Below are 24,785 nucleotides of genomic sequence, written 5' to 3' on the forward strand. Positions count from 1 at the left end.
GTGCGGGCCGTTGCAACAGATGACACTACTTGACTATTTCGTAACGATTGTGTGCCGACGCAGAGATAGCACCACCTGCACCGTATGACCTTGTGGTCAAATTCCCCTACTTGTAGGGACGTATGTCAATGGCGGTCGAGTGCAATGACGGGCCGATGATGCGAGGCCGGTGAGCATGAAACGCGTGACTATCGGTTGGCAACGAATAGGGCAGCGGCTGAACCCGCGGAATTGGCGGGTGCCCACAAGGCTTACCGCATTGATCATCGCGCCGACCTTCGTTGCCGTCCTCCTCGCGGGCATGCGCATCGTCGGTTCGATCGACAACCTCGACGGCTACCGGCGGGCGAGCGTGGCCGCGGAGTACTCCGTCCACCTCCGGGATCTCGCCGAGCAGCTCGCCCTCGAGCGCGACCTGCTGGTCTGGGGCGGCGGCACCCGGCGGAAGTTCAACGTGGACGGCGCCACCGAGCTCACCCTCGCCCAGCAGCAGGCGGTGGTCGACCCGCTCGCCACCCAGGTGCTCGCCAACCTCCGCGAGCTCGACGACGGCTTCGGCGAGCGGACCGAGCAGCAGGCGCAGCAGGTCGTCACCCAGCTCGAGAACCTCGCCGCCATCCGGAAGGCCGGATCGTCCGACGGCTACACCGCGCTGATCGCCAGGATCCTCCGGCTGCACGACGAGTTCGCCGGGGTCAGCGACGACGCTCAGATCGTCGGCCGGTCCCGCGCGCTGGCCGCCCTCGCCCACGTCAAGGAGGAGGTGGCGCTGCAGCGCGCGATGCTCACCAAGGAGCTGCTCGAGCGGTACCAGTCCTTCACCCCCGCCGAGCTGGAGGACTTCCTCGCCGCCGAGTCGCGCGAGCAGGGCTACCTCAGCACCTTCTACGCCGAGGCGCCCACGCCCACCGCGGGCCGCCTGGTGACCCTGCTCAACGACAACGACGTCGTCAGCACGGAGCTGACCAAGTCCTGGGCGGTCACCCTCGGCCTGCAGCACGTCTCCCTCAGCCGGTACCAGGCCCGGGACAAGACCGCGCTGCGCTGGTTCCAGAACAGCACCAAGAAGATCCAGCAGATCGACGTCGTGCAGCGCGAGCTCGCCGGCGCGGTGCTCGACCGGGCCCGGCAGCTCCAGTCGACCGAGCAGCGCAACGCGCTGGTCGCGGGTGGGCTGATCTTCACGCTCCTCCTGCTGGTCCTCGCCCACACCGCGCTCATCGCGCGATCGATGGTCATCCCGCTGCGCCGGCTGCGGGCCGAGGCGCTCGACGTCGCCGGCACCCGCCTACCCGAGGCCGTGCAGCGGATCCGGGAGTCGGACCAGGTGTCGGCCGAACCGGAGATCACCCCGATCGCGGTGGGCAGCGGCGACGAGATCGATGAGGTCGCCCAGGCCTTCGACGAGGTCCACCGCCAGGCCGTACGGCTCGCGGCCGAAGAGGCGCGGCTCCGGGCGAACGTCAACGCGATGTTCGTCAACCTGTCCCGCCGCACCCAGACGCTCGTGGAGCGCCAGATCGCGCTGATCGACAAGCTGGAGCGCGGCGAGGAGGACGGGCGGCGCCTCGCCGACCTGTTCAAGCTCGACCACCTCGCCACCCGCATGCGGCGCAACAGTGAGAACCTGCTGGTTCTCGCCGGCCACGAGCCGCCGCGCAAGCGGACCAAGCCGGCCCGGCTCGTCGACGTGATCCGCGCCTCGCTCTCCGAGGTCGAGGACTACGAGCGCGTCGAGCTCAAGGTGCACCGCAGCATCGCGATCTCCGGCCACGCGGTCAACGACGTGATCCACCTCGTGGCCGAGCTGATCGAGAACGCGCTCTCCTTCTCGCCGCGCGACACCAAGGTCATCGTCTCGAGCGTCTTCGTCGACGGCGGCGCCGTCATGCTCGGCGTGAGCGACTCCGGCATCGGCATGTCCCACGAGGAGCTGGCCGAGGTCAACCGCAAGCTCGCCGACCCGCCGACCGTGGACGCCTCGGTCGCCAAGCGGATGGGCCTGTTCGTGGTCGGGCGGCTCGCGATGCGGCACGGGATCCGGGTCCAGCTCCGCGCCAACAGCGACGGCACCGGCGTGGTCGCCATGGTGCTCTTCCCGCCGGAGCTCGTCCACAACGCCGACCAGCCCGCGGGCCAGCCCGGGCAGCCGATGGCGCGGACGAGCGTCGGCCTCCCGATCCGCCAGCCGTTCGCCGGCCCGTCCCCGAGCAGGCCGGGGCCGTTCGGGGCGGACCCCGCCGGCGCGGGGAGCCGGGACGAGGCGAACGGCCTGGTGGGCGCGGGCACGGGGCCCCAGCCCTGGCCCACGCCGAACGGAGGCTCCCTGGGGAGCTACCCGCCCATCACCCAGCCGTTCGCGGCTCCGGTCACCGGCTCGGCGCCGCCCGCGGAGCAGGCGGCGACGGCGGGCTCCGGCGCCGATCGGTTCGCGACGGGTCCCCTCGACCGGTTCGGGACCGGCCCGTTCGATCCGTCCGCGGCGGGCTCCTTCGACCCGTCGCCGTCGGGCCCGTTCGGCCGGTCCGTGACGGGCGCTCTCGGCCGGTCCGGGACCGGTGCGTTCGACCCGTCGTCGACCGGCCCCCTCGGCCGGCCGGGGTCCGGTGCGTTCGACCCGTCGCCGTCGGGCCCGCTCGGCCGGTCCACGACCGGGCCCATCGACCGTTCGGAGCTCTTCCCGGGGGGCACCGGGCCGTTCCCGTCGGCTTCCTCGGGCACCGGGCCGCTGCCGTCGTTCTCGTCCGACACGGGGCCGCTGTCATCGTCCTCGTCGGGCACCGGGCCGCTGTCGCCGCCCACCTCGGGTACGGGCCCGCTGCCGCCGGTGTCCTCGGGCACGGGGCCGCTCCCGTCGGTGAGCGACCCGACGCTGCAGCATGGCGACGAGTACCTGTCGATCTACGCGGAGGTGGAGTCCGCGTGGTTCCGGCGCCCCGAGCGGAGAAGCGGCTCCGCGGCGAAGCCGGGCGAGTCCGGCGCCGCGGCGACCGCCAGCGGCGACGCTCCCGGCTCGGCGGGCGGCGAGACCGGGGAGCGCGACATCTGGCGGTCCCGCGCGGACAGCGGCTTCCGCGCGGCCGCGAACGTGGTGGACCCCCGGCTCGGGGGGGTCACGGCCGCCGGGTTGCCGAAACGCACGCCCAAGGCCAACCTTGTCCCCGGATCGGTCGCCGCTGAGACCGGGCCTGCGAGCCCTCGTCCCCCGGTCTCCGCGGAGGCCGTGCGCAGCCGGCTCTCGAGCTTCCAGCAGGGCATCCGGCGCGGCCGGGCAGAGGTGGCCAAGGGCTCTGCCGAAGGGTCGGGTAAGGAGGAGGAGAAGGGTTCGTGACTGAGCTGAGCGCGGAAGCGCGCAGGTTCGACTGGCTGATCACCGAGTTCGTCACCAACACCCCGGGTGTCGCACACGCGGTCGTGGTGTCGTCGGACGGCCTGCGGCTGGCCCAGTCGGAGGGCTTTCCGCCCGACCGTGCCGATCAGCTCGCCGCCGTCGCCGCCGGCCTGCTCAGCCTCACCGTGGGTGCCTCCCGGGTGTTCGAGGGCGGCCCGGTCACCCAGACGATCGTCGAGATGCAGCGGGGTCTCCTGCTCGTCATGGCGATCAGCGATGGTTCGTGTCTCGCCGTCCTCGCGGCCCCGGACTGTGACCTGGGCCTGGTGGCGTACCAGATGACGCTGCTCGTCGAGCGGGCGGGCCAGGTGCTCACGCCCGCACTCCGTGCCGAGCTGCAAATGGCCCGGCGCTAGCCGGCTGATCGGGATCGGGTGGGGAGCATGCGCGAGAGCGATGGGACAGAGGACGAGCCTCTGTTCCGTCCTTACACCGTCACCGGTGGGCGTACCGAACCGCGCTACCACCTGCCGATGGAGACCCTGGTCTCGTCGGCGGGCTCGCATCACGACCCCTCCATGCTCGACCCCGAGCGGGAGGCGGTCATGATGCTGTGTCGTTCCGTACGATCGGTCGCGGAGATCTCGGCACTGCTCCGGGTCCCGCTCGGCGTAGCCCGCGTGCTCATCGCCGACATGGCCGATGAGGGTCTGGTCCGCCTGCACATGCCGCAGCTCGAACGGGGACAGCCAGACCTCAACCTGCTCGAAAGGGTGCTAAGTGGACTACGCAGGCTCTAGCCGCAGGCTGACCTCCACGAAGATCGTCGTTGCGGGTGGGTTCGGCGTGGGGAAGACGACCTTCGTCGGGGCCGTCTCCGAGATCGTCCCCTTGACGACCGAGGCCGTGATGACGGATGCCAGCGCCGGCATCGATGATCTTCGTCACACGCCGAACAAGACGACCACGACGGTCGCGATGGACTTCGGGCGGCTCTCCCTCGCCGACGACCTGATCCTCTATCTGTTCGGCACCCCCGGTCAGCACCGTTTCTGGTTCATGTGGGACGACCTGGTCCGCGGCGCGATCGGGGCGGTCGTGCTGGTGGACACCCGGCGGCTCGCCGATTGCTTCCCCGCCATCGACTACTTCGAGGAGACGCAGCTGCCGTTCATCGTGGCGATGAACGGATGGGACGGCAGGTTCCCCCACACCGAGGAGGAGGTGCGCGAGGCCCTCGCGCTCCCGGAGCACGTGCCCATCGTGCGCACGGACGCGCGGTCCAGGGAGGCGGTCAAGAGCACGCTGATCAGCCTGGTCGAGTACGTGCTGAGCCTCCGGACCGCGTACGGCCGGGCCCACTAGCGGGGAAGGATCCGGGCCGGTCGCGCGGGGTCCGGGCCGAGCGCGCGCAGGGGACCGGGGAGGGTCGTGGGGCCGGGGACCGCGCCACCCCGGCGGCGCGGGGAGCGGGCCGCGGAGCGGTGTGCCGTTAGGGCGGGACATAATACTTGCGTCAACCCGCCACCTGACCGGCGGGAGATATTCCGGTATTCGAGACGACCGGAAATATCAACAATTAATACTGCCCGCATGCCCTCCGCGGTTATCCGTACACGGGTGTTCGGTTGGCCTCCCTGGTGTCGGTGTGCTGCAATTACCCTCGCCTGCAGGACGTCTCCACGGTCTGACGGCCACACCCGTGACGAGCCGTACTCCCCTGCGCGCGACGATGGCGAGAGGTTGCGAAACCCGTGAGTACCCAAGACTCCCGGACGGATGAGGACCTAAAGACCCCGGATCCGGCCCCGCAAGAGCCAGACAGGGGAAACCGGTTCCTTTTGCGGAACTGGCGCGTGCGCACCCGGTTGGTGGCGTTAATCCTCGTCCCCACCGTGGCCGCGCTGCTCCTCGGCGGCCTGCGCGTCTTCACCTCGCTCACCACCGCCTCCGAATACCAGCGGGTGAACGATCTGGCCCGGCTCGTGCAGAGCGTGGCCGTGCTCACCCACGAACTGCAGACCGAGCGGGACCGGGCGGCGTGGAACGCCGCCCTCGGCCGTCCCGAGAAGGCCACCGCCGCGGTGGTGACCCAGACCACCGCCGTGAACAAGGCCGCCGCCGAGGTCAGGAAGATCGCCGCGAGCGTGCGGGCCGACGCCGAGCCCCGTGCCGCCGACCGCATCGACCACGTCATCAGCCGGCTCGACACCCTCGAATCGTTGCGCAAGCAGGCGGTGAGCGGCTCGCTGCTGCCGGGCGCCGTCATGACGCAGTACACCCTCATCCTCGACGAGCTGCTCGAGCTCCACGACGAGCTCTCGGTCATCGCCGGGGACGAGCGGCTCGCCGCGATGTCGACCTCGCTCGGCGCGCTCGCCACGGCCAAGGAGGCCATGTCCGTGCAGCGCGGCCTGCTCACCACGGTCCTCCCGGCGGGCCGGTTCGATCAGGAGCAGTACCGGCAGTTCCTCGGCGCCCTCGCCATCGAGGAGCGCGCGCTCAGCACCTTCCGCAAGCACGCGTCGCGGGAGGAACGCGCCGAGTACGACCGCACGGTCTCCGGCGCGGGCGTGGAGGACGCGGCGTTCCTCCGCGCGCTCGTCCTCGACCGGGTCGCCGCGGGGTTCTCCCTCCACCAGCTCGACCGCACGGCCCGGGACGACGCGCGCCGGTGGTTCGACGCGATGACGCAGCCGATCAACAGCATCCGGACCGTGGAGGGCAAGCTCGCCGCGTCGATCGTGGACCGCAGCGCGGCGCTCCAGGCCGACGAGGAGCGGCGCGCGATGATCGCCTCGGCGGCCATCGCCCTCCTGCTGATCGCGGTGCTGTTCTTCACCACCGGGGTGATCCAGTCGCTGGTGCGGCCGCTCCGCCGGCTCCGGAGCGAGGCCCTGGAGATCGCCGGCCACCGGCTGCCCGAGACCGTCCAGCGGCTCCGGGAGGCCGGTGACGCCGCGGAGATCCCGGAGATCCAGCCGATCGGCATCGGCACCCGGGACGAGATCGGCGAGGTGGCCCGGGCGTTCGACGAGGTCCACCGCGAGGCCGTACGGCTCGCCGGCGACGAGGCCCGGCTGCGCAGCAACGTCAACGCGATGTTCGTGAACCTCTCGCGCCGCACCCAGACGCTGGTGGAGCGGCAGCTCTCCCTGATCGAGAACCTCGAGCAGGGCGAGCAGGACGAGGACCGGCTCAAGGACCTGTTCAAGCTCGACCACCTCGCCACCCGCATGCGGCGCAACAGTGAGAACCTCCTGGTCCTCGCGGGCCAGGAGCCCGCGCGCCGCTGGGGCCGGCCGGTGCCGATCGTCGACGTGGTCCGCGCCTCGCTCTCCGAGGTCGAGGGGTACGAGCGGGTCGACTTCAAGGTGCAGCCCGGGGTCGCCCTCGTCGGCCAGGCCGTCAACGACGTCGTCCACCTCCTCGCCGAGCTGATCGAGAACGCGCTCTCCTTCTCGCCGCGGGACTCCAAGGTCACCGTGTCGAGCAGCCGCATCGACGGCGGCGGCCTGCTCATCTCGGTCTCCGACACGGGGATCGGCATGACCCCCGAGGAGATCGAGCAGGCGAACCACCGGCTCGCCAACCCGCCGGTCGTGGACGTGTCCATCTCGCGGCGGATGGGGCTGTTCGTGGTCGGCCGGCTCGCGCTGCGGCACGGCATCCGGGTCCAGCTGCGCCGGCAGGACTCCGGGGGGCTCACCGCCATGGTGCTCCTCCCGGAGGCCCTGCTGGTCCGTTCGGAGCCGGCCTTCGCGCACCTGCCCGGCCTGTCGCAGACCGGCGCCACCGGGCCGATGCCCGTCGGCGCCGACGCCCCGGGCTCGGGTCCCACGTCCCTCTTCGAGCCGCCGCAGCGCACCCCGGTCCTCGGCGCCGCCGTCCCGGAGACCGGGGCCGCGGACACCGGCCGCTTCGAGCGCGGCACGTTCGAGCCCTTCCAGCCGAGCGACGCCGTGGCTGCCGACCCGTTCGCCCGCGATCTGTTCGGGTCTCCGCCGGCCGCATCGGACCGTTCCTTCGACACCGAGACCAGGCCCTTCGAGACGGCCTCCTTCGCCCGCGGCCAGTTCGGTGAGCCGCCCATCGACACGCCCTGGCCGGGGCATGTCCCCCCGCCGGGGAGCACGTCCTGGCCCGAGCCCATCGGGCCGGAGACCGGCGGGTGGCCGGGCGACCCGCGGGCGGGTTCGTTCGGCGAGGACGACACCGGGCGGCTGCCCACGGTCCGCACCTCCCCGCTGGAGGCGGACGAGGAGGAGTACCTGCCGATCTTCGCGGCGGTGGAGTCGGACTGGTTCAAGAAGGCCGACCCGTCCGCCGGCAAGGACTCCGAGGGCGAGTCCGGCGACACGAAGGGGTGGTCCTCCCCGGCCGACGCCGGCTGGGAGGCCGCCAAGGCCGCCAGCGAGCCGACGCTGGGCGGCACGACCGCCGCGGGGCTGCCGAAGCGGGTGCCGAAGGCGAACCTCGTGCCGGGGTCCGCCGCGACCTCCACCCCGGCGGAGCCCGCCGCGTCCGCCGCCCCGTCGCCCATGCTCTCGCCCGAGCGCGTGCGCAGCAGGCTCTCCAGCTTCCAGCAGGGCGTCCGGCAGGGACGCGCGGTCGCCCGGGGAGAGGCCTCCGGGGAGGAGCAGGGGAGCGCCTGGACGGCGGCCCTGGGCGACACCCGCGCCCAGGACGGTGACAAGGAGGACTCATGACGGAGCTCAGCCAGGCCGCGCGCGACGTCAACTGGCTGGTCAGCGATTTCGTGAACAACGTTCCGGGCGTGGCGCACGCGGTCGTGGTGTCGTCCGACGGCCTCCCGCTCGCGTACTCGGAGGGATTCCCCAAGGACCGGGCGGATCAGCTCGCGGCGGTCGCCGCCGGGCTGATCAGCCTGACCCAGGGGGCGTCCCGGGTGTTCGAGGGCGGCCCGGTGACGCAGACCGTGGTGGAGATGCAGCGCGGGCTGCTGCTGATCATGTCGATCAGCGACGGCTCCTGCCTGGCGGTGCTCGCGGCCGCCGACGCCGACCTGGGGCTGGTGGCGTACCAGATGACCCTGTTGGTGGAACGCGCCGGCCAGGTGCTCACCCCGGCCGTGCGGGCCGAGCTCCAGGCGTCCCATCCTAGGTAGAGGGCGATTCGGAGTCGCTGAGCCGATGCCGAGATGGCGGGCGGAGCATGCGGATCGCCGGTTCCGGAGGAGCACGAGCAGGTCAGGAGGACGTGGTGGCAGGCGGTGGATGGACGAACGAGCCATATCCGCCGGTGGACGGCGCTCACCGGTACTACGGCGGCACGAACCCGGGCCCGTCCACGGGGCCGCAGGCCGATCCGTCCGCCGAGCAGCCTTCCTCGCTGGTGCGTCCGTACGCGGTGACGGGCGGGCGCACCGCCCCGCGGCTCCAGCTCGCGATGGAGGCGCTCGTGTCATCGGCCACCTCCACGCACACGGACCTCTCCACGCTCACCCCCGAGCGTCAGGCGATCTGCACGTTGTGCCGTCAGGTGCGATCGGTGGCGGAGATCTCGGCGTTGCTGCGGATCCCGCTGGGCGTGGTACGAGTAGTGATCGCGGACATGGCGGCGGAGGGTTTGGTGCATGTGCACCAGCCGCAGTTGGATGCGGGCAAGCCGGATCTGAACTTGCTGGAAAGGGTGCTCAGTGGACTTCGCAGGCTCTAGCCGCGGGCTGGCGTCGGCGGACTACGCAGGTCCCAGCCGCGGGCTGACGTCGACCAAGATTGTCGTCGCTGGTGGCTTCGGTGTGGGGAAGACCACGTTCGTCGGAGCCGTATCGGAGATCGTCCCGTTGACGACCGAGGCGGTGATGACCGACGCGTCCGCGGGCATCGACGACACACGGCTCACCCCGAACAAGACCACCACCACGGTGGCGATGGACTTCGGCCGGGTGTCGCTCGACCGTGATCTGATCCTGTACTTATTCGGTACGCCCGGGCAGCACCGGTTCTGGTTCATGTGGGACGACCTGGTGCGCGGGGCGATCGGCGCGGTGGTGCTCGTGGACACCCGCCGCCTCGCCGACAGCTTCCCCGCCGTGGACTACTTCGAGGAGGCCCAGCTCCCGTTCATCATCGGGATCAACGGCTTCGACGGGCAGTTCCCGCACAGCGAGGAGGAGGTCCGCGAGGCGCTCACCCTCCCGCCGCACATCCCGATCGTCCGCACCGACGCGCGGAACCGGGAGGCGGTGAAGAACACGCTGATCACGCTCGTCGAGCACGCGCTCACCATGCGGATCGCCGCCTCCAACCGGGGCAGGGTCTGAGCGGCTCCGGGCAGGGGCCCGGGAGCGGCGCGGACCCGCCCCGCCGGGCCGTGACCGCCCCGATCACCTCGACCCCGGCGCGCCGCCATCCGCGACCGGTAGGCTTGGAACCGTGTTCGAGACGCTTTCCGACCGGCTGACTTCGGTCTTCTCCTCTCTCAGGTCCAGGGGCAGGCTTTCCGAAGCCGACATCGACGCGACCTGCCGCGAGATCCGCATCGCGCTGCTCGAGGCGGACGTCGCGCTGCCGGTGGTGAAGGCCTTCATCGCCCGGGTCAAGGAGCGGGCGCGCGGGGCCGAGGTCTCCCAGGCGCTCAATCCCGCCCAGCAGGTCGTCAAGATCGTCCACGATGAGCTCATCGAGGTCCTGGGCGGGGAGACGCGGAGGATCCGCTTCGCGAAGACGCCACCGACCGTGATCATGCTCGCCGGCCTCCAGGGGGCCGGTAAGACCACGCTCGCCGGCAAGCTGGCCAAGTGGCTGCGCGACCAAGGGCACGCCCCGCTCCTCGTCGCCTGCGACCTGCAGCGTCCGAACGCGGTCCAGCAGCTCACCGTGCTCGCCGAACGCGCCGGGGTGGCGATCTTCGCCCCCGAACCGGGCAACGGCGTCGGCGACCCGGTCGCGGTGGCCCGTCAGTCGATCGACCACGCCAAGCGCAAGCAGTACGACGTGGTCATCGTCGACACCGCCGGCCGCCTCGGCATCGACGAGGAGATGATGCGGCAGGCGGCGGACATCCGCGACGCGATCAACCCGGACGAGGTGCTGTTCGTCCTCGACGCGATGATCGGCCAGGACGCCGTGAACACGGCCCGGGCCTTCATGGAGGGGGTCGGCTTCGACGGCGTCGTGCTGACCAAGCTCGACGGTGACGCGCGGGGCGGCGCCGCCCTGTCGGTCCGGCAGATCACCGGCCGGCCGATCATGTTCGCGTCGACCGGTGAGAAGCTCGAGGACTTCGACGTCTTCCATCCGGACCGGATGGCGAGCCGGATCCTCGACATGGGTGACATCCTCACCCTGATCGAGCAGGCTCAGCGGACGTTCGACGAGCGCGAGGCCGCCAAGATGGCGGACAAGCTCGCCTCCGGCGAGAGCTTCACGCTCGACGACTTCCTCGAGCAGATGATGATGGTCCGCCGGCTGGGGCCGATCAAGAACCTGCTCGCCATGATGCCCGGCATCGGGCAGTTCCGGGACCAGCTCAACCAGATCGACGACCGGGACCTCGACCGGATCGCCGCGATCATCCGTTCGATGACCCCGGAGGAGCGCCGGGATCCGCGGATCATCAACGGCTCGCGGCGGGCCCGGATCGCCCGCGGTTCCGGGGTGAGCGTCTCCGCGGTCAACAACCTGGTCGTCCGCTTCCTGGAGTGGCAGAAGATGATGAAGCGGATGACCCAGGGGATGGGCTTCCCCGGGATGCCGGGCGGCCGCAAGAGCCAGAAACAGAAGGCGAAGAAGGGGCGCCGGGTCAGCGGCGACCCCCGCAAGGCCGCGCTCGGCAAGGCCGCCCCGCCGAAGCGGCAGGGCGCGCTCGGCAACCTCGGCGTCCTCGGCCAGCTTCCCTCCGGCCTGGACCTCCCGCCCGGTTTCGACCCGTCCAAGCTGAAGCTGCCCGGGCAGAACTGAGCCCCGGTCTCGCGCGCGCCGGCGGCGTCCGCCGTACCCGGTCCCGGCCCGGTTCCGCGCGGCCGGGCGCTCGAGCGGCGGGCGCCGGAGCACCGCGGCGGCCCGTGATCGCCGAGGCCGGCGGCAGGCGGGCATGGGGCGGGCAAGGGCGCTACAGTGGAGGCCATTGTGGGGTGCACGCCGTCGCCATCGGCCGTGCCGGCCCCTGGGCCTCCCACGATGGGCCTGGCCGAGACGGCGGCGTTCGGCGGGAATATGCCGGAACTTCGCCGGTTCCCGGTATGGGCTTGGCCGAGCACAGGCAATCATCTGGCAGAATGTCACCTTGGAACATCGTGACTACGCGGGTGCCCTCTTCCCCGCCGGTCGCGCCTGTCCCTCGGGCGAGCTTCCATCGCGCCCCACTCGATGAGACAGCCGCCCCTATCCCACGCTCTGACGCAGGAGAGACCACACCCGTGGCAGTCAAGATCAAGCTCAAGCGGCTCGGGATGATCCGCAACCCGCAGTACCGAATCGTCGTCGCCGACGCCCGGACCAAGCGTGACGGCCGGGCGATCGAGGAGATCGGGCTGTACCACCCCAAGGAGAACCCCTCGCGCATCGAGGTGAACTCCGAGCGGGTGCAGTACTGGCTCAGCGTCGGCGCCCAGCCGACCGAGCCGGTGCTCAAGATCCTCAAGCTGACCGGCGACTGGCAGAAGTTCAAGGGTGAGCCGGCTCCCCCGCCGCTGAAGGTCGCCGAGCCGAAGCCCGACCGCCACGCCCTGTACGAGGCGGCGGCGAGGGAGGCGCTGACCGGGGACCCGGGTACCGAGGCGACCACGCCGAAGAAGAGCAAGAAGTCAGCGAAGACCGAGGAGCCCGCCGCGGCCGCCGCCGAGGAGAAGGCGGAGGAGAAGAAGCAGGAAGGCGAGGCCTGAGGTGCTCGAGGAGGCCCTCGAGCACCTGGTCAAGGGCATCGTCGAGCATCCCGGCGACGTCCGCGTCCGGTCGCGGCGTGCCAGGTTCGGGCGTGTCCTCGAGGTCCGGGTGCACCCCGACGACCTCGGCAAGGTCATCGGCCGCGGGGGCCGTACGGCCAAGGCGTTGCGCACGGTGATCAACGCGCTGTCGAACGGGAGACCCGTGCGGATCGACTTGGTCGACTGAGACGAGATCAGCTGACGAGCATCTCATGGCCGGGGGACCCCATTCGGGTCCCCCGGCTCGGTTTACGGCGGACCGGGCGCGCGGCCGGGAACACCCCGGCGCCGCGCCCGCAGGGAGAAGAGGAAGGCGTCACGTGCAGCTGGTCGTGGGGAGGATCGGCCGTCCGCACGGCGTGCGGGGCGAGGTCACCGTGGAGGTGCGCACCGACGAGCCCGAGGCGCGCTTCGCCCCAGGCTCGGTTCTCGCCACCGATCCGGCCGACGCCGGCCCGCTCACCGTGGAGCGGGCCCGCTGGCACCGGGGCATCCTCCTGGTCGCCTTCGCCGGCGTGCCGGACCGGAACGCCGCCGAGCGGCTGCGCGGGACCCTGCTCGTCATCGACTCGGCCGACATCCCGCCCTCCGGCGACCCCGACGAGTTCCACGACCACGAGCTCCTCGGCCTCGCCGTGGTCACCACCGACGGGCAGCGGGTCGGCGAGGTGGCCGACGTCCTCCACCACGGCCAGGACCTGCTCGTGGTGCGGCGGCCGTCCGGGGAGGAGGTCTACGTGCCGTTCGTGAAGGCCATCGTCCCGGAGGTCGACCCGGGCGCGGGCCGGCTCGTCATCGATCCGCCGCCGGGTCTGCTCGAGCTGAACGCCGGGTGAGGGGCCGGATGCGGATCGACATCATCTCGATATTCCCGGAGTACTTCACCCCGCTGGAGGTGTCGCTTGTCGGCAAGGCCAGGGAGCGGGGCATCCTCGACATCCGCCTCCACCAGCTCCGGGACTGGACGCACGACGTGCACAAGACCGTCGACGACACCCCGTACGGCGGCGGGCCGGGCATGGTGATGAAGCCCGAGGTCTGGGGTGAGGCGATCGACGCGGTGATCGCCCAGGGCGGGCCCGAGGGGGCCGGGCTCCCGCGTATGATCGTGCCCACCCCGAGCGGCCGGCCGTTCACGCAGCGGGTGGCGCTCGAGTACGCCCGGGAGCCGTGGCTGCTGTTCACCCCGGCCCGGTACGAGGGCATCGACGCGCGCGTGGTGGACGAGTACCGGTCGCGGCTCCGCGTCGACGAGGTGAGCATCGGCGACTACGTGCTCGCCGGGGGAGAGGCGGCCGTCCTCGTCATCGTGGAGACCGTGGCCCGGCTGCTCCCGGGCGTGATCGGCAACGCGCAGTCGGTCGCCGACGACTCCTTCGCCCCCGGCCCGATGGAGAACCTGCTCGAGGGCCCGGTGTACACCAAGCCGCCGGTGTGGCGCGGCCACCCGGTCCCGGAGATCCTGCTCTCCGGGCACCACGCCAGGATCGCGCGCTGGCGGCGCGACCAGGCGCTCCGCCGTACCTTCGAGATGCGGCCGGACCTGATCGCGCGGCTCGACCCGGAGAGCCTCGACGAGCGCGACCGGGAGGTCCTGGCGGAGTGCCGGGAGCGGCACGAGGCCGCGGCGTTTCGCGCCGGCCCGCAGAGTATGGCAAACTGAACTGCTGCTGCCGTTTTCGGCCCGGCCGGGCGGAGCCCGGCCCGGATGAAGCGTCAGACGTACCAAGCCGCGCGCGTGTCCTCTGCGTCGCCGAGCCGGGCCTTGGCCGGGCGGACCTCCGCGCGCCCGTGTCGATTGAGGAACCGTTGCCATGCACAGGCTGATCCACGAGGTTGAGAAGGCGTACCTCCGCAAGGACATCCCGGACTTCCGCCCGGGTGACACGGTGGAGGTCCACGTACGCGTCGTCGAGGGCAACCGGTCCCGTATCCAGGTCTTCAAGGGCTTCGTGCTGCGCCGCCAGGGCGGGGGCCTGCGGGAGACGTTCACCGTGCGCAAGATCAGCTACGGCGTCGGCGTCGAGCGCACCTTCCCGGTCCACAGCCCCGTGATCGAGAAGATCAACGTCGTCACCCGCGGTGACGTCCGCAGGGCGAAGCTGTACTACATGCGCGAGCTTCGGGGCAAGGCGGCCCGCATCCGCGAGAAGCGCGAGGCTGTCGCCGCCCAGTGAGGCTTTACGTTCGTGGCCTGCGTCGTAAGACGCGGGCCACGTTTCTTTTGCCGGGGATGCCCGCGTCCGAGCCCCGCACGATCAGGGACATCATTTAGGCTCAGCACCGATGACTAGCAATGGGCAGGGGGCCGGCGGCCGCCGCCCCGGCGACGACGGGGTGGACGTGATCGGGGAAGGCGTCCAGGAGCAGGCGGCGCGCGAGGAGCAGCAGGAGCAGGGGCGGAAGAAGCGGAAGAAGGAACCCTCCTTCTGGCGTGAGCTGCCCATCCTCATCGTGATCGCTCTCGCGCTCGCCCTGCTGATCAAGACCTTCGTGGTGCAGGCGTTCTACATCCCATCCGAGTCGATGGAGAACACCCTGCTCACGAACGATCGCGTCCTCGTGAACAAGCTCGTTTACCATGTGCGCGACATCGAGCGCGGCGACATCGTGGTCTTCTCCGGGGTCGACTCGTGGGACCCCGAGGTCGAGGTCGACGAGCCGGCGAACCCGGTCGCGCGGGCCATCCGCTGGATCGGGATCACGTTCGGCCTGATCCCCGGGGAGAAGGACTACATCAAGCGCGTCATCGGCATCCCCGGTGACCGGGTCAAGTGCTGCGACGCCAAGGGCCGGATCACGGTGAACGGCGTGCCGCTCGACGAGGAGGAGTACCTCTACCCGGGCGATGAGCCGTCGAAGCAGGAGTTCGAGATCACGGTGCCGCCTGGCCGGCTGTGGGTGATGGGCGACCACCGGTCGGTCTCCATGGACTCCCGGCTCCACCAGGGCGACCCGGGCGGGGGAACGATTCCGATCGACAAGGTGATCGGCCGGGCGTTCGTCATCATCTGGCCGCTGGACCGGGTGCGGGTCCTGCCGATCCCGGAGACCTTCACGCGGCCGGCGCTCCAGGCGGCGGCCGGGGCCGCACCGATGCTGCTCGGTGTCGCCGCCGCCGTCCCGCTCGCCGTACTGCGCCGCCGGATGACGAGGCGGTAGGCCAATGGCGAACACGGAGAAGAAGAACAAGAAGCTCGACAAGCGGGGCGAGGCGGCGGGGCCCAAGAAGGGCTCGGGGTTCCGCGACACCGTGCTGTTCGCGGGCATCGGGCTCGTGATCGCCATCCTCATCCACACGTTCGTCCTGCAGTCGTTCTACATCCCGTCGGAGTCGATGCAGAACACGCTGCAGGTGAACGACCGGGTGATCGTGAACAAGCTCGCCTACCGGTTCGGCCCGGTGCAGCGCGGCGACATCGTGGTCTTCAAGGGCTGGGACGGCGAGGACACGATCAAACGCGTGATCGCCGTCGGCGGCGACCGGGTCAAGTGCTGCGACGCCAAGGGCCGGATCACGATCAACGGCGAGCCGCTCGACGAGACCGAGTACCTGTACCCGGGGGACGACCCGTCCCAGCGGCGGTTCGACGTGAAGGTGCCGGCGGGCCGCCTCTGGCTGATGGGGGACCACCGGAGCAACTCGCTCGACTCCCGGTCGCACATGGAGCGGGACGATCGGTACCTGGGCACGGTCTCCGAGGAGGACGTCATCGGCCGGGCGTTCGTCCGCTACTGGCCGCCCTCCCGGGTGTCCCTGCTGTCGCGGCCTGACGCGTTCTCGGCCATCCGCTGAGCCGGCCGCCGGCGGTGGGCGGCCCCGCCGGGCCCGAGCGGCCTCAGCCGGGCATGGGCGAGCCCGCCGGGTGTGGGCGGGCCCGTCCCCGACCGGTGGTGAGGGGGCGTAGTCTGCGTTCTGTCATGAGAACTGCCTTTCGCCCGCGGCCCGGCGTGCTGCGGCGGGACGCCGGCCTCTACGGCTACGAGCGGGCGCTGGCCCGGAAGGGGTTCGCCCCGGTGGCCGGGGTGGACGAGGCCGGGCGGGGCGCGTGCGCCGGTCCCCTGGTCGTGGCCTCGGTGATCCTGGGCCGGAGGATCGCCGGGCTGGCCGACTCCAAGCTGCTCGGCGAGCCCGTACGCGAGCGCCTCCACGACCGGGTGGTCGCCGCGGCGCAGGCGGTCAGTGTGGTGGTGATCCCACCCGGCGAGATCGACGAGCACGGGCTCCACAAGTGCAACGTCGCCGGGGTGCGCCGCGCGGTGGCCGGGCTCGGCCTCGAACCCGGCTACATCCTCGTCGACGGCTTCCCCGTGCCGGGCCTTCCGGCGCCGTCCCTCGCCATGTGGAAGGGCGACCGGGTCGCGGCCTGCGTGGCCGCGGCATCGATCGTGGCGAAGGTCACCCGGGATCGGCTCATGCGCCGGCTGCACGAGCGCTATCCCGAGTACGGATTCGACACGAACAAGGGCTATGTCACGGCTGCGCATCGCCGTGCCTTGGCCCGTTATGGACCGTGCCCGGAGCATCGGTTCTCGTTCGTGACGGTGGCGAGGGTCACTCATGGGGCACGGAATCAGGGTCCGTGTCCGTGGACCGGGCAGGATGAGGACATGCACGAGAATGAGGTCGGGGCCGGTGCCGTCTAGAGCGATCTCGACGGGGAGCGGAAGAGGAGGACCGGGATGAGCGCGGAAGATCTCGAAAAATACGAAACCGAGATGGAGCTGCAGCTCTACCGGGAGTACCGCGACGTAGTCGGCCTGTTCACCTACGTCGTCGAGACCGAGCGGCGGTTCTATCTGACCAACTCCGTCGAGCTCGACGTCCGCACGGCCGAGAACGGCGACGTCTACTTCGACGTGCGGATGCAGGACGCCTGGGTCTGGGACATGTACCGCCCCGCCAGGTTCGTCAAGACCGTCCGGGTGGTCACCTTCAAGGACGTCAACATCGAGGAACTCGCCAAGCCCGAGCTCGAGATGCCGAAGGAGGGCTTCTCCGGCTGAGCTCGCCGGATCCGGTCATGCACAGAACGGTGCTCGGCCGCCTCCGCGCTGGCGGCCTCGGGCACGATTCCGCGCATGCGCTCCGCAGCCCTCACGCTCGCCCTCGCGCTGGTGTGCCCGGCCGCGGCTGGAGCGGTTCCGGCCGCCGGCCATCCCACTGCTCCTGAGCCGCGGTCGCCGGTGTCCGGTGCGTCCCCGTGGGGCCCGGGCTCGCCCGCGGCCGATCCCGGTCCGGGCGCGGACGCGGTGCGGGGCACGGCGCCCGCCCCGGACTGGCGGTGGCCGCTGGCCGGCCACCCGAACGTGATCAGGCGATTCGACCCACCGGCACGGCCCTGGCTCAGCGGGCACCGCGGCGTCGACCTCGCCGCGCGGGCGGGGCAGGAGGTCCGCGCCGCAGGGGCGGGCCTGGTGCTGATCGCGGACCGGGTGGTCGACCGGGGCGTGGTCTCGATCCGGCACCGTGACGGGCTGCGCACCACCTATCTGCCGGTCCGGCCGTTGGTACGGCAGGGCCAGCGCGTCGCGGCCGGCCAGGTGATCGGGGTGATCGAGGCAGCCGGTGGCTGGGCCGGGCATTGTCCGGAGGTCTGCCTGCATTGGGGGCTCATTCACCGGGACCGGTACCTCGACCCGCTCCTCCTGCTGGGGATGGGGCAGGTCCGCCTGCTGCCGAACCGGCCGACCCGGGGACCGGGGCACTGACGTCTGGGCCAGGTCAGTAGGGCAGCGATAAGGGAGCGATAGCGATATGTGCGGTGCCGGCTTTGCCGCCGGGCTGGCCGACCCCGGGAGCCGGGGAGCTGACGCCTGTGGCCGGGTCGGCAGGGGAGTGGTAGGCACGCGGTGCCGGTTCTGCCGGACCGGCTGACACGGGGGACGGGGAGCTGACGCCTGCGGCCAGGTGGGCAGGGGACAGGTGGGCCGGGGAGCGGTATGCACGCGGTGCCGGCTGATGCGACAGCCGGCCTCTGCGGCCGGCGGACGGAACGCTCGGGGGCCTCGGGCTGTGCGGGGATGACTCGAGCTGCGGAAATGATCTGGGCTCTCTGCCCAGGGTTCGGTCCGAGCAGAGCCAGATCCGAGCAGAGCCAGAGGAGTGTGATGTGGGCTCCGGTTCACGCCCGCGGGTGGGCTTGGCGGTAGGCGGCGCGCAGCCGCTCGATGGACACGTGCGTGTAGAGCTGCGTGGTCGCCAGGGAGGCGTGGCCGAGGATCTCCTGGACGCTCCGCAGGTCGGCGCCGCCTTCGAGCAGGTGGGTCGCCATCGTGTGCCGGATGCCGTGCGGCCCCATGCCGGGTGCTCCCGGCACGCCGGCCAGCCGGGCGTGGACCACGCGCCGCACCGTCCCGGGGTCGATGCGGCCGCCCCGGACGCCGAGGAAGAGCGCGGGCGGTGTCCCGTCCCTGACCCACTGCGGCCTGCCGCGCACGCACCAGGCGTCGAGCGCGCGGGCCGCGGGCTGCCCGAACGGCACGGTGCGCTCTTTCCGGCCCTTGCCCATCACCCGGATGGTGTTCCGCTCCCGGTCGACGTCGCCGAGGTCCAGGGCGCACAGCTCGCTGACCCGGATGCCCGTGGCGTAGAGCAGCTCCATGATCGCGTGATCGCGGAGCTCCTTCGGGTCACCGGAGACCGGCGGGCTCAGCGCGGCCTGTGCCTGCTCCTGGGTGAGCACGGCCGGGAGGCGGCGCTCCGCTTTGGTCGTGCCGAGCAGCGGCCCCGGGTCATGGGCCAGCCAGCCGCGCCGGTGGCAGAAGGCGGTGAAGGTCCGGGCGCACGCGATGCGCCGCGCCAAGGTCGTGCGGGACAGCCCGGCGCGGTGCTGCTCACCGAGCCAGGCGCGGAGGTCCGTGATGTCGAGCTCCGCGATGCGCTCACGCCCGGTGGCCCGCAGATGGGCGAACAGCGACGCGACGTCCCCGAGGTAGGCCCGGACGGTGTGGGGCGACAGGTCGCGCTCCAGGCGCAGGTACCGCTCGAATGCGGCCAGCACCGCGTCGAGATCGGGCGCGCCGAGATCGGGCGGGTGCGCACCCGGCGCGTCACGTCCCGGCGGCGGAGGATCCGATCCGGCCGCGGGACCGTGGCCCGCACCGCCGCTCGGATCGTGGGCGGCACCCCGTGATCCCGCCCGGGCGGCTTCCCTCGCTGGGGTGGCATGCCGTGACTCCGCTCGTGCGGCATCCGATGACCCCGATCGTGTGGTGAGCCGCGAGTCCGGTCGTGCGGCGTCCGGTGACCGCGCTGGGGCGGCATCCCCTGTTCGGGTGGCGTCCGATGACCCCGCCGGGGCGGCAGCCCGTGCTCCTGATCGTGCTGCATGCCGTGACTCCGCTCGGGCGGCGTCCTGGGAGCCGGTTCCGGCGGTGTCCGGGGACCCTGCCCGAGCGGCATCCTGGGAGCGCGCCCGGGCGGCATCCTGGGAGTGCGCCCGGCCGGCGTTCCGGGAGCCCGCCCGGGCATCGGCCGCGGGGACGTTGCCGTCCATGCTGGGCATGCTAGCCGTCGCCCTGCCCCGGCCCCGGCGCATTCCGGCATGCCGTCACCGCGCCCCGGTGACTCCTCCGTCACCGGGCCCCGCTGACCGGCCCTCATCACCCAGGTGACCGAGGGGCATCGCGGCCCGGTGGTCGGTCTCCGGCGGCCGGGCCGTCTCCATGGCCGGGCGACCGCTCGCCATCCCGCCGCAGGCGCCATCCCTTCGCGCACCGTTCGATGAATCCGGCGACCGCGAGCCGGCCCAGGGCGGCGAGGGCGGTGGGGAGGTCAACGCCCGCGGCGACCGCGATGGCGGCCGGTCCCATGCCGCCCCGGGCCGGGACCGCCTCGAGCACCCGCCGCGTCTCGTCGTCCAGCAGGTCGCGCGGCAGCACCGGCCCGCGCGGCTCGGGCGCGAGGTCGGCGCCGATCGAGCCGACCAGCTCGACGATCTCGCGCGCCGAGGTGACGCAGACGGCCTTCCCCTGCCGGATGAGCAGGTGACAGCCCATGGACACCTCACTGGTGATGGGCCCGGGGACGGCCATGAGGTGCCGGTTGAGCTCGAGCGCGTGCCCGGCGGTGTTGAGCGCCCCGCTCCGCGCCGCCGCCTGCACGACCACCGTGCCGCGCGACAGCGCGGCGATCACCCGGTTGCGCACCAGGAACCGGAGCCTGGTGGGGTGGGCCCCGGGCGGCCACTCGCTCACCACGACGCCCTGAGAGCGCACCGCGCGGAACAGATCCTCGTGCGCGCTCGGGTAGCACACGTCCGTGCCGCAGGCGAGGACGACCACGGTGGGCGCTCCCGCGGCGAGCGCACCGCGGTGGGCGGCCCCGTCGATCCCGTAGGCGCCGCCGCTCACCACCGACCAGCCCAGGCTCCCCAGGTCGGCGGCGAGCTCCGCCGCGGTCTGCGTGCCGTACGGCGTGGCGGCCCGGGCGCCCACGATCGACACCGAGCGCAGGCAGGTCAGGCGCAGGTCGGCCGTCCCCTCCACCCAGAGCCCGAGCGGGCGGGAGTCCCCGAGATCGTCGAGCTGTGTCGGCCACTCCGGGTCGCCCGGGATGACCAGCCGCGTGCCCCGCTCCGCCGCCCGGGCGAGGTCGGCAGCGGGATCCGGCTTCAGCGCGGCGTACCGGGCCGCCCACGCGGCGGCGAGCCGGTCGAGGTCGGCCGGGCGCCCGGGAGCGGCCACCTCCCGCTCCCGCCGCACGAAGTCCCCGTCGAGCCGGCCGCGGCTGGCCTGCTCGAGCGCGCCCCGCGGGCCGCTGTGGGCGATCAGCCGCCCCATGACCGGGTCGCCGGCGTCGGCGAGCCGCATCAGCGCCACCCGCGCCAGGCGGTCCTCCTCGGGCACCGTGCCGTCCGGACGATCGGCCGGGCCGCCCGGCGGACCGGCGGGGCCGTCCGGACGGGCGTCTGGGCCGTCGGGCCGGGCATCGGTGGCGTCCGGCGGGGCATCGGGGCCGTCCAGCCGACCGGCAGGGCGGCACCGCGGACCGGGGTCGGCGGGGGAGCGCGGCCGCTCGGCAGAGCCCATCGGCGCCCCCTTCACTCCGCCCCCAGCCACATGGCCAGCGCCGCCGACGTCTCCGGCTCGCCCGGGCGGTCCTTTCCCGCGAGGTCCGCGAGCGTCCACGCCACCCGGAGGATCCGGTCGACGCCGCGCGGGCTGAGGGTGCCGAGCTCCAGCCCGCGGCGGATCGGGGCGAGCGCGTCCTCCGGCAGGCGGAACTCCCGGTGGAGCGCGGCGGAGGAGACCTCGGCGTTGCACCGCCACGGGGTGCCGGCGAGCCGTCTCGCCGCCCGCTCCCGGGCGGCCAGGACCCGCTCGGCCACGACCGCGCTCGGTTCGGCGCGGTGCCGGTCGGCCAGCAGCTCCGCCCGGGTGGCCCGGTTGATCACGACCTTCACGTCGACCCGGTCGAGCAGCGGGCCGGAGAGCCGGGCGAGGTACCGGCGGCGAGCGACCGGCGTGCACCGGCACGCGGCCCCCTGAGCGCCCGCCTGCCCGCACGGGCACGGGTTGGCGGCGAGGACGAGCGTGAACCGGGCGGGGAACGTAACCGTCCCGGTGGCGCGCGCGATGGTGACCGTGCCGGACTCGAGCGGCTGGCGCAGCGAGTCGAGCACGGTGGCGGAGAACTCAGGCGCCTCGTCGAGGAAGAGCACGCCCCGGTGCGCCAGGGAGACCGCCCCGGGCCGGACCGCCCCGCCGCTGCCACCGCCCACCACCGCGGCGACGGTCGCGCTGTGGTGGGGAGCCATGAACGGCGGCCGGGTCAGCAGCGGGCGCCCGGGCGGCAACGTCCCGGCCACCGAGTGGATCGCGGAGACCTCCAGCGCCTGATCGGGGTCGAGCGGCGGGAGCAGGGTGGGGAGGCGCTCGGCGAGCATGGTCTTCCCGGTGCCCGGCGGCCCGAGCAGCCACAGGTTGTGCCCGCCGGCCGCGCACACCTCCAGCGCCTTCCGGGCCACGGGCTGGCCGATCACATCGCGCAGGTCCGGCTCGTGCCCGCCGGGCATCGCCCGCGGATCGGCCGCGGCCGGGGCGGATCCGGGGACGTCCACCGGGGCCGGTGGCGGGTGCGGGGCGCCGGAGTGGAGCCAGGCGACGAGCTCACCGAGGCTCGTGGCCGGCACCACCGTCAACCCCGGGACCAAGGCGGCCTCCGCGGCGTTCGGCGCGGGCACCACGACCGTGCCGGCCCCCGCCTCGGCGGCGGCGAGGGCGGCCGGCAGCACGCCCCGCACCGGGCGCACCCTGCCGTCGAGGCCGAGCTCACCCAGGAACACGGGGCCGGCGATCCGGTGCGCCGGCACGGCGCCGGCCGCGCCGAGCACGGACATCGCGATGGCGAGATCGAAGATCGACCCCCGCTTCGGCAGGCTCGCCGGGAAGAGGCTGACCGTCACCCGGGCGTCCGGCCAGGCCAGCCGGCTGTTGATCAGCGCCGAGCGGACCCGGTCCCGCGCCTCGCTGATCGCGGTGTCGAGCAGGCCGATCAGGTGCGTGCCGGCGATCCCCGGGCCGACGTCGGCCTCGACCTCCACCATGTGGCCGGTGACGCCGACCAGCGCCACGCATCGCGTCCGCGCCACCGCCATCTCAGCACACCCCCCGCTCGTGGCGGATCGCGAAGTCCCCGGCGAACCGCTCCAGGGCGACCACGTCGATCCGGACCGCGTCGAAGCGCTCGCCCTGCGCGGCGAGCCAGCGCGCGGCGAGCATCCGCAGGCGCCGGAGCTTGGCCGGGGTCACCGCCTCGAACGCCGTGCCGTGGCTGCGGCCTGACCGGGTCTTCACCTCGACGACGACGAGCGTGCTCCCGTCCTGGGCGAGGATGTCGATCTCGCCCTCCCGGCAGCGCCAGTTCCGGGCGAGGATCCGCATGCCCTCCGCCCGGAGGTACTCCTCGGCGACCCGCTCGCCGTCCCTGCCCAGCCGATCCTTCGCGGCCATCGGACCACCTCCGGTTCCGAACGGTCGCCGATCGGGGCGGGCCCCCGAGTGGCCGAATGTCGTTCTGTGGACAACCTGTCCGAGCCCGGGGCGGTGGACGAGCGGCTGAGCCTGGGCCGGTGGACAACCTGCTGACCCTGGGGCGGCGCTCGGCCGCGGAGGCCGCCCGGATACGGTCGGTCCGGATGAGGAGGCGATCATGATCGAGGCGCTGATCGAGGAGCTGGGCGAGGCCGCCGGGATCGACCTGCCGCCGGTGCGGGTGACCGGCGGCGAGCCCGCGCTGCCCTCGGTCTTCCCGATCGGCACGGCCGCCGCCGCGTGCGTCGGCGCGCTCACCGGAGCCGTGGCCCGGTACGCGCGGCGCGGGCCCGGCCGGTCGGGGCGGGACCCCGAGGTCCTCGTCGATGTCCGGCATGCGGCGGAGGCCTTCCGCAGCGAGCGGCATTTCCGGGTCGACGGCCGGCCGATCGACCTGTGGGCGCCGCTGTCGGGCGACTACCGCACCCGGGACGGCTGGGTCCGGCTGCACTGCAACTTCGCGCACCACCGGGACGCGGCGCTCCGGGCGCTGAGCCTGCCCGCCGGGGCGGACGCGGAGGACGTCGGCCGGGCGTGCGCGAGCCGTACCGCGATCGAGATCGAGGAGGCGGTGATCCGCGAGGGCGGGTGCGCGGCCGCGATGCGGACCCGGGCCGAGTGGCTGGCGCACCCTCAGTCGCGCGCGGTGGCCGGGCTGCCCCTGGTCGGCCTCGCCCGGCTGCCGGGACCATCCGGTCCTCACGAGCGGGAGGCGAGCGGAGCCCCGGACCGGCCGCTGCGCGGCGTCCGGGTGCTCGATCTGAGCCGGGTGATCGCGGGCCCGGTCGCCGCCCGCACGCTCGCCGCGCACGGCGCCGAGGTGCTGCGGGTCGGCGCGGCGCACCTGCCCGAGGTGCCGGGGCTCGTCGTGGAGACCGCGTTCGGCAAGCGGTCGTGCCACATCGACCTGCGCCGGGAGCCCGAGACGCTGCGGGAGCTGGTACGGCGGGCCGACGTCGTCATCCAGGCCTACCGGCCGGGCGCGCTGCGCGCCAGGGGCTTCGGCCCCGAGGACCTCGCCCGGCTGCGGCCGGGCATCGTCTGCGTGGACATCTCCGCGTACGGCTCCCGCGGCCCGTGGGCCGGCCGGCGGGGGTTCGACAGCCTGGTCCAGATGGCGTGCGGGATCGCCCATGAGAACGGTGACGGCACCCGCCCGGCCCCGCTCCCGGCCCAGGCGCTCGACCACGGCACCGGCTGGCTGGCCGCGTTCGGCGCGGTCGCCGGCCTGCTGCGCCGCGGCGCGGAGGGCGGCTCCTGGCACGTCGAGGTCTCCCTGGCCCGGACCGCCAAGTGGCTCGACGACCTCGGCCGGGTGGACGGCGGCCATGTCCCGCCCCCGGCCGACGACCTGCTGGCGACGATGGACAGCCCGTTCGGCACGCTCACCTATGTGCGGCCACCGGGCCTGATCGACGGAGCGGAGCCGTACTGGGCCGCTCCGCCGCCCCGGCCGGGCGAGCATCCTCCGGCGTGGCCGGCCGGCGCGGAATGACGGGTGGCGGGCGCGATCCACTGGCGGGGAAC

At 72.8% G+C, this 24,785-nt stretch carries 24 protein-coding genes; 20 read left to right on the forward strand and 4 right to left on the reverse strand.

Annotated elements, in window-relative coordinates; genetic code table 11:
* The first annotated feature begins 301 nt into the window (after positions 1 to 301).
* The 19 genes from TBIS_RS18065 (at position 302) to TBIS_RS04935 (ending at position 17,933) form a co-directional block, all read left to right on the forward strand.
* Positions 302 to 3,331 carry a sensor histidine kinase gene (locus TBIS_RS18065; protein WP_158306176.1) on the forward strand — a complete coding sequence of 1,010 codons (3,030 nt, stop codon included), beginning with the start codon at positions 302 to 304 and terminating at the stop codon, positions 3,329 to 3,331.
* Positions 3,328 to 3,747, forward strand: coding sequence for a roadblock/LC7 domain-containing protein (locus tag TBIS_RS04850; RefSeq protein WP_013131227.1), 420 nt, complete (start codon positions 3,328 to 3,330; stop codon positions 3,745 to 3,747). Before TBIS_RS18065 ends, TBIS_RS04850 begins: the two co-directional genes overlap by 4 nt.
* Before the next feature lie 27 nt (positions 3,748 to 3,774).
* Positions 3,775 to 4,131, forward strand: coding sequence for a DUF742 domain-containing protein (locus TBIS_RS04855; RefSeq protein WP_013131228.1), 357 nt, complete (start codon positions 3,775 to 3,777; stop codon positions 4,129 to 4,131).
* A gap of 7 nt (positions 4,132 to 4,138) precedes the next feature.
* Positions 4,139 to 4,696 (forward strand): GTP-binding protein, encoded by a 558-nt coding sequence (locus TBIS_RS04860; protein WP_041431966.1) that lies wholly within the window; start codon positions 4,139 to 4,141, stop codon positions 4,694 to 4,696.
* A 491-nt stretch (positions 4,697 to 5,187) separates the two neighbouring features.
* Entirely contained in the window at positions 5,188 to 8,040 is a 2,853-nt protein-coding gene (locus TBIS_RS04865) for a sensor histidine kinase (RefSeq protein WP_013131230.1), read from the forward strand.
* Positions 8,037 to 8,459 carry a roadblock/LC7 domain-containing protein gene (locus tag TBIS_RS04870; protein WP_013131231.1) on the forward strand — a complete coding sequence of 141 codons (423 nt, stop codon included), beginning with the start codon at positions 8,037 to 8,039 and terminating at the stop codon, positions 8,457 to 8,459. The genes TBIS_RS04865 and TBIS_RS04870 overlap by 4 nt, the downstream gene beginning before the upstream one ends.
* A gap of 95 nt (positions 8,460 to 8,554) precedes the next feature.
* Positions 8,555 to 9,010, forward strand: a complete 456-nt coding sequence (locus tag TBIS_RS19715; protein WP_013131232.1) for a DUF742 domain-containing protein — start codon at positions 8,555 to 8,557, stop codon at positions 9,008 to 9,010.
* A 43-nt stretch (positions 9,011 to 9,053) separates the two neighbouring features.
* Positions 9,054 to 9,617 carry a GTP-binding protein gene (locus TBIS_RS04880; RefSeq protein WP_083785318.1) on the forward strand — a complete coding sequence of 188 codons (564 nt, stop codon included), beginning with the start codon at positions 9,054 to 9,056 and terminating at the stop codon, positions 9,615 to 9,617.
* Between the two features lie 112 nt (positions 9,618 to 9,729).
* Entirely contained in the window at positions 9,730 to 11,256 is a 1,527-nt protein-coding gene (gene ffh / locus TBIS_RS04885; protein WP_013131234.1) for a signal recognition particle protein, read from the forward strand.
* Positions 11,257 to 11,714: 458 nt separating this feature from the next.
* Positions 11,715 to 12,179 carry a 30S ribosomal protein S16 gene (gene rpsP, locus TBIS_RS04890; protein WP_013131235.1) on the forward strand — a complete coding sequence of 155 codons (465 nt, stop codon included), beginning with the start codon at positions 11,715 to 11,717 and terminating at the stop codon, positions 12,177 to 12,179.
* A gap of 1 nt (position 12,180) precedes the next feature.
* Positions 12,181 to 12,408: an RNA-binding protein gene (locus TBIS_RS04895; protein ID WP_013131236.1), complete on the forward strand. Its 228-nt coding sequence runs from the start codon at positions 12,181 to 12,183 to the stop codon at positions 12,406 to 12,408.
* 133 nt (positions 12,409 to 12,541) lie between these two features.
* Positions 12,542 to 13,057, forward strand: a complete 516-nt coding sequence (gene rimM, locus TBIS_RS04900) for a ribosome maturation factor RimM (RefSeq protein WP_013131237.1) — start codon at positions 12,542 to 12,544, stop codon at positions 13,055 to 13,057.
* Between the two features lie 8 nt (positions 13,058 to 13,065).
* The gene (gene trmD, locus TBIS_RS04905) at positions 13,066 to 13,884 is read left to right on the forward strand and encodes a tRNA (guanosine(37)-N1)-methyltransferase TrmD (protein ID WP_013131238.1); all 819 of its coding nucleotides are present in this window, start codon (positions 13,066 to 13,068) and stop codon (positions 13,882 to 13,884) included.
* Positions 13,885 to 14,035: 151 nt separating this feature from the next.
* A complete protein-coding gene (rplS, locus tag TBIS_RS04910; protein WP_013131239.1) occupies positions 14,036 to 14,398 on the forward strand; it encodes a 50S ribosomal protein L19 in 363 nt (120 codons plus the stop codon).
* Positions 14,399 to 14,507: 109 nt separating this feature from the next.
* Entirely contained in the window at positions 14,508 to 15,383 is an 876-nt protein-coding gene (gene lepB, locus TBIS_RS04915) for a signal peptidase I (RefSeq protein ID WP_013131240.1), read from the forward strand.
* A gap of 4 nt (positions 15,384 to 15,387) precedes the next feature.
* Positions 15,388 to 16,017, forward strand: coding sequence for a signal peptidase I (gene lepB / locus TBIS_RS04920; RefSeq protein ID WP_013131241.1), 630 nt, complete (start codon positions 15,388 to 15,390; stop codon positions 16,015 to 16,017).
* A 125-nt stretch (positions 16,018 to 16,142) separates the two neighbouring features.
* Positions 16,143 to 16,868, forward strand: a complete 726-nt coding sequence (locus tag TBIS_RS04925) for a ribonuclease HII (protein ID WP_013131242.1) — start codon at positions 16,143 to 16,145, stop codon at positions 16,866 to 16,868.
* A 36-nt stretch (positions 16,869 to 16,904) separates the two neighbouring features.
* Entirely contained in the window at positions 16,905 to 17,228 is a 324-nt protein-coding gene (locus TBIS_RS04930) for a DUF2469 domain-containing protein (protein WP_013131243.1), read from the forward strand.
* Positions 17,229 to 17,303: 75 nt separating this feature from the next.
* Complete coding sequence (locus tag TBIS_RS04935; RefSeq protein ID WP_083785221.1) at positions 17,304 to 17,933, forward strand: murein hydrolase activator EnvC family protein; 630 nt, start codon at positions 17,304 to 17,306, stop codon at positions 17,931 to 17,933.
* A 413-nt stretch (positions 17,934 to 18,346) separates the two neighbouring features.
* Here the strand turns inward: TBIS_RS04935 and TBIS_RS19720 are convergent, their stop codons facing one another.
* The 4 genes from TBIS_RS19720 to TBIS_RS04960 all read right to left on the reverse strand — a co-directional run bounded on the left by TBIS_RS19720 (position 18,347) and on the right by TBIS_RS04960 (position 23,177).
* The gene (locus TBIS_RS19720) at positions 18,347 to 19,225 is read right to left on the reverse strand and encodes a tyrosine recombinase XerC (protein ID WP_013131245.1); all 879 of its coding nucleotides are present in this window, start codon (positions 19,223 to 19,225) and stop codon (positions 18,347 to 18,349) included.
* A 601-nt stretch (positions 19,226 to 19,826) separates the two neighbouring features.
* Positions 19,827 to 21,254: a DNA-processing protein DprA gene (gene dprA / locus TBIS_RS04950; protein ID WP_013131246.1), complete on the reverse strand. Its 1,428-nt coding sequence runs from the start codon at positions 21,252 to 21,254 to the stop codon at positions 19,827 to 19,829.
* Positions 21,255 to 21,265: 11 nt separating this feature from the next.
* On the reverse strand, positions 21,266 to 22,822 hold the full coding sequence (locus TBIS_RS04955; protein WP_013131247.1) for a YifB family Mg chelatase-like AAA ATPase: 1,557 nt from the start codon (positions 22,820 to 22,822) through the stop codon (positions 21,266 to 21,268).
* A 1-nt stretch (position 22,823) separates the two neighbouring features.
* On the reverse strand, positions 22,824 to 23,177 hold the full coding sequence (locus TBIS_RS04960; protein ID WP_013131248.1) for a YraN family protein: 354 nt from the start codon (positions 23,175 to 23,177) through the stop codon (positions 22,824 to 22,826).
* 199 nt (positions 23,178 to 23,376) lie between these two features.
* Here TBIS_RS04960 and TBIS_RS04965 point away from each other — a divergent pair, with 199 nt between their 5' ends.
* Positions 23,377 to 24,753, forward strand: coding sequence for a CoA transferase (locus TBIS_RS04965; RefSeq protein ID WP_013131249.1), 1,377 nt, complete (start codon positions 23,377 to 23,379; stop codon positions 24,751 to 24,753).
* The last annotated feature ends 32 nt before the right edge of the window (positions 24,754 to 24,785 follow it).

The sequence above is a fragment of the Thermobispora bispora DSM 43833 genome, assembly GCF_000092645.1.
Classification (GTDB): Bacteria; Actinomycetota; Actinomycetes; order Streptosporangiales; family Streptosporangiaceae; genus Thermobispora; species Thermobispora bispora.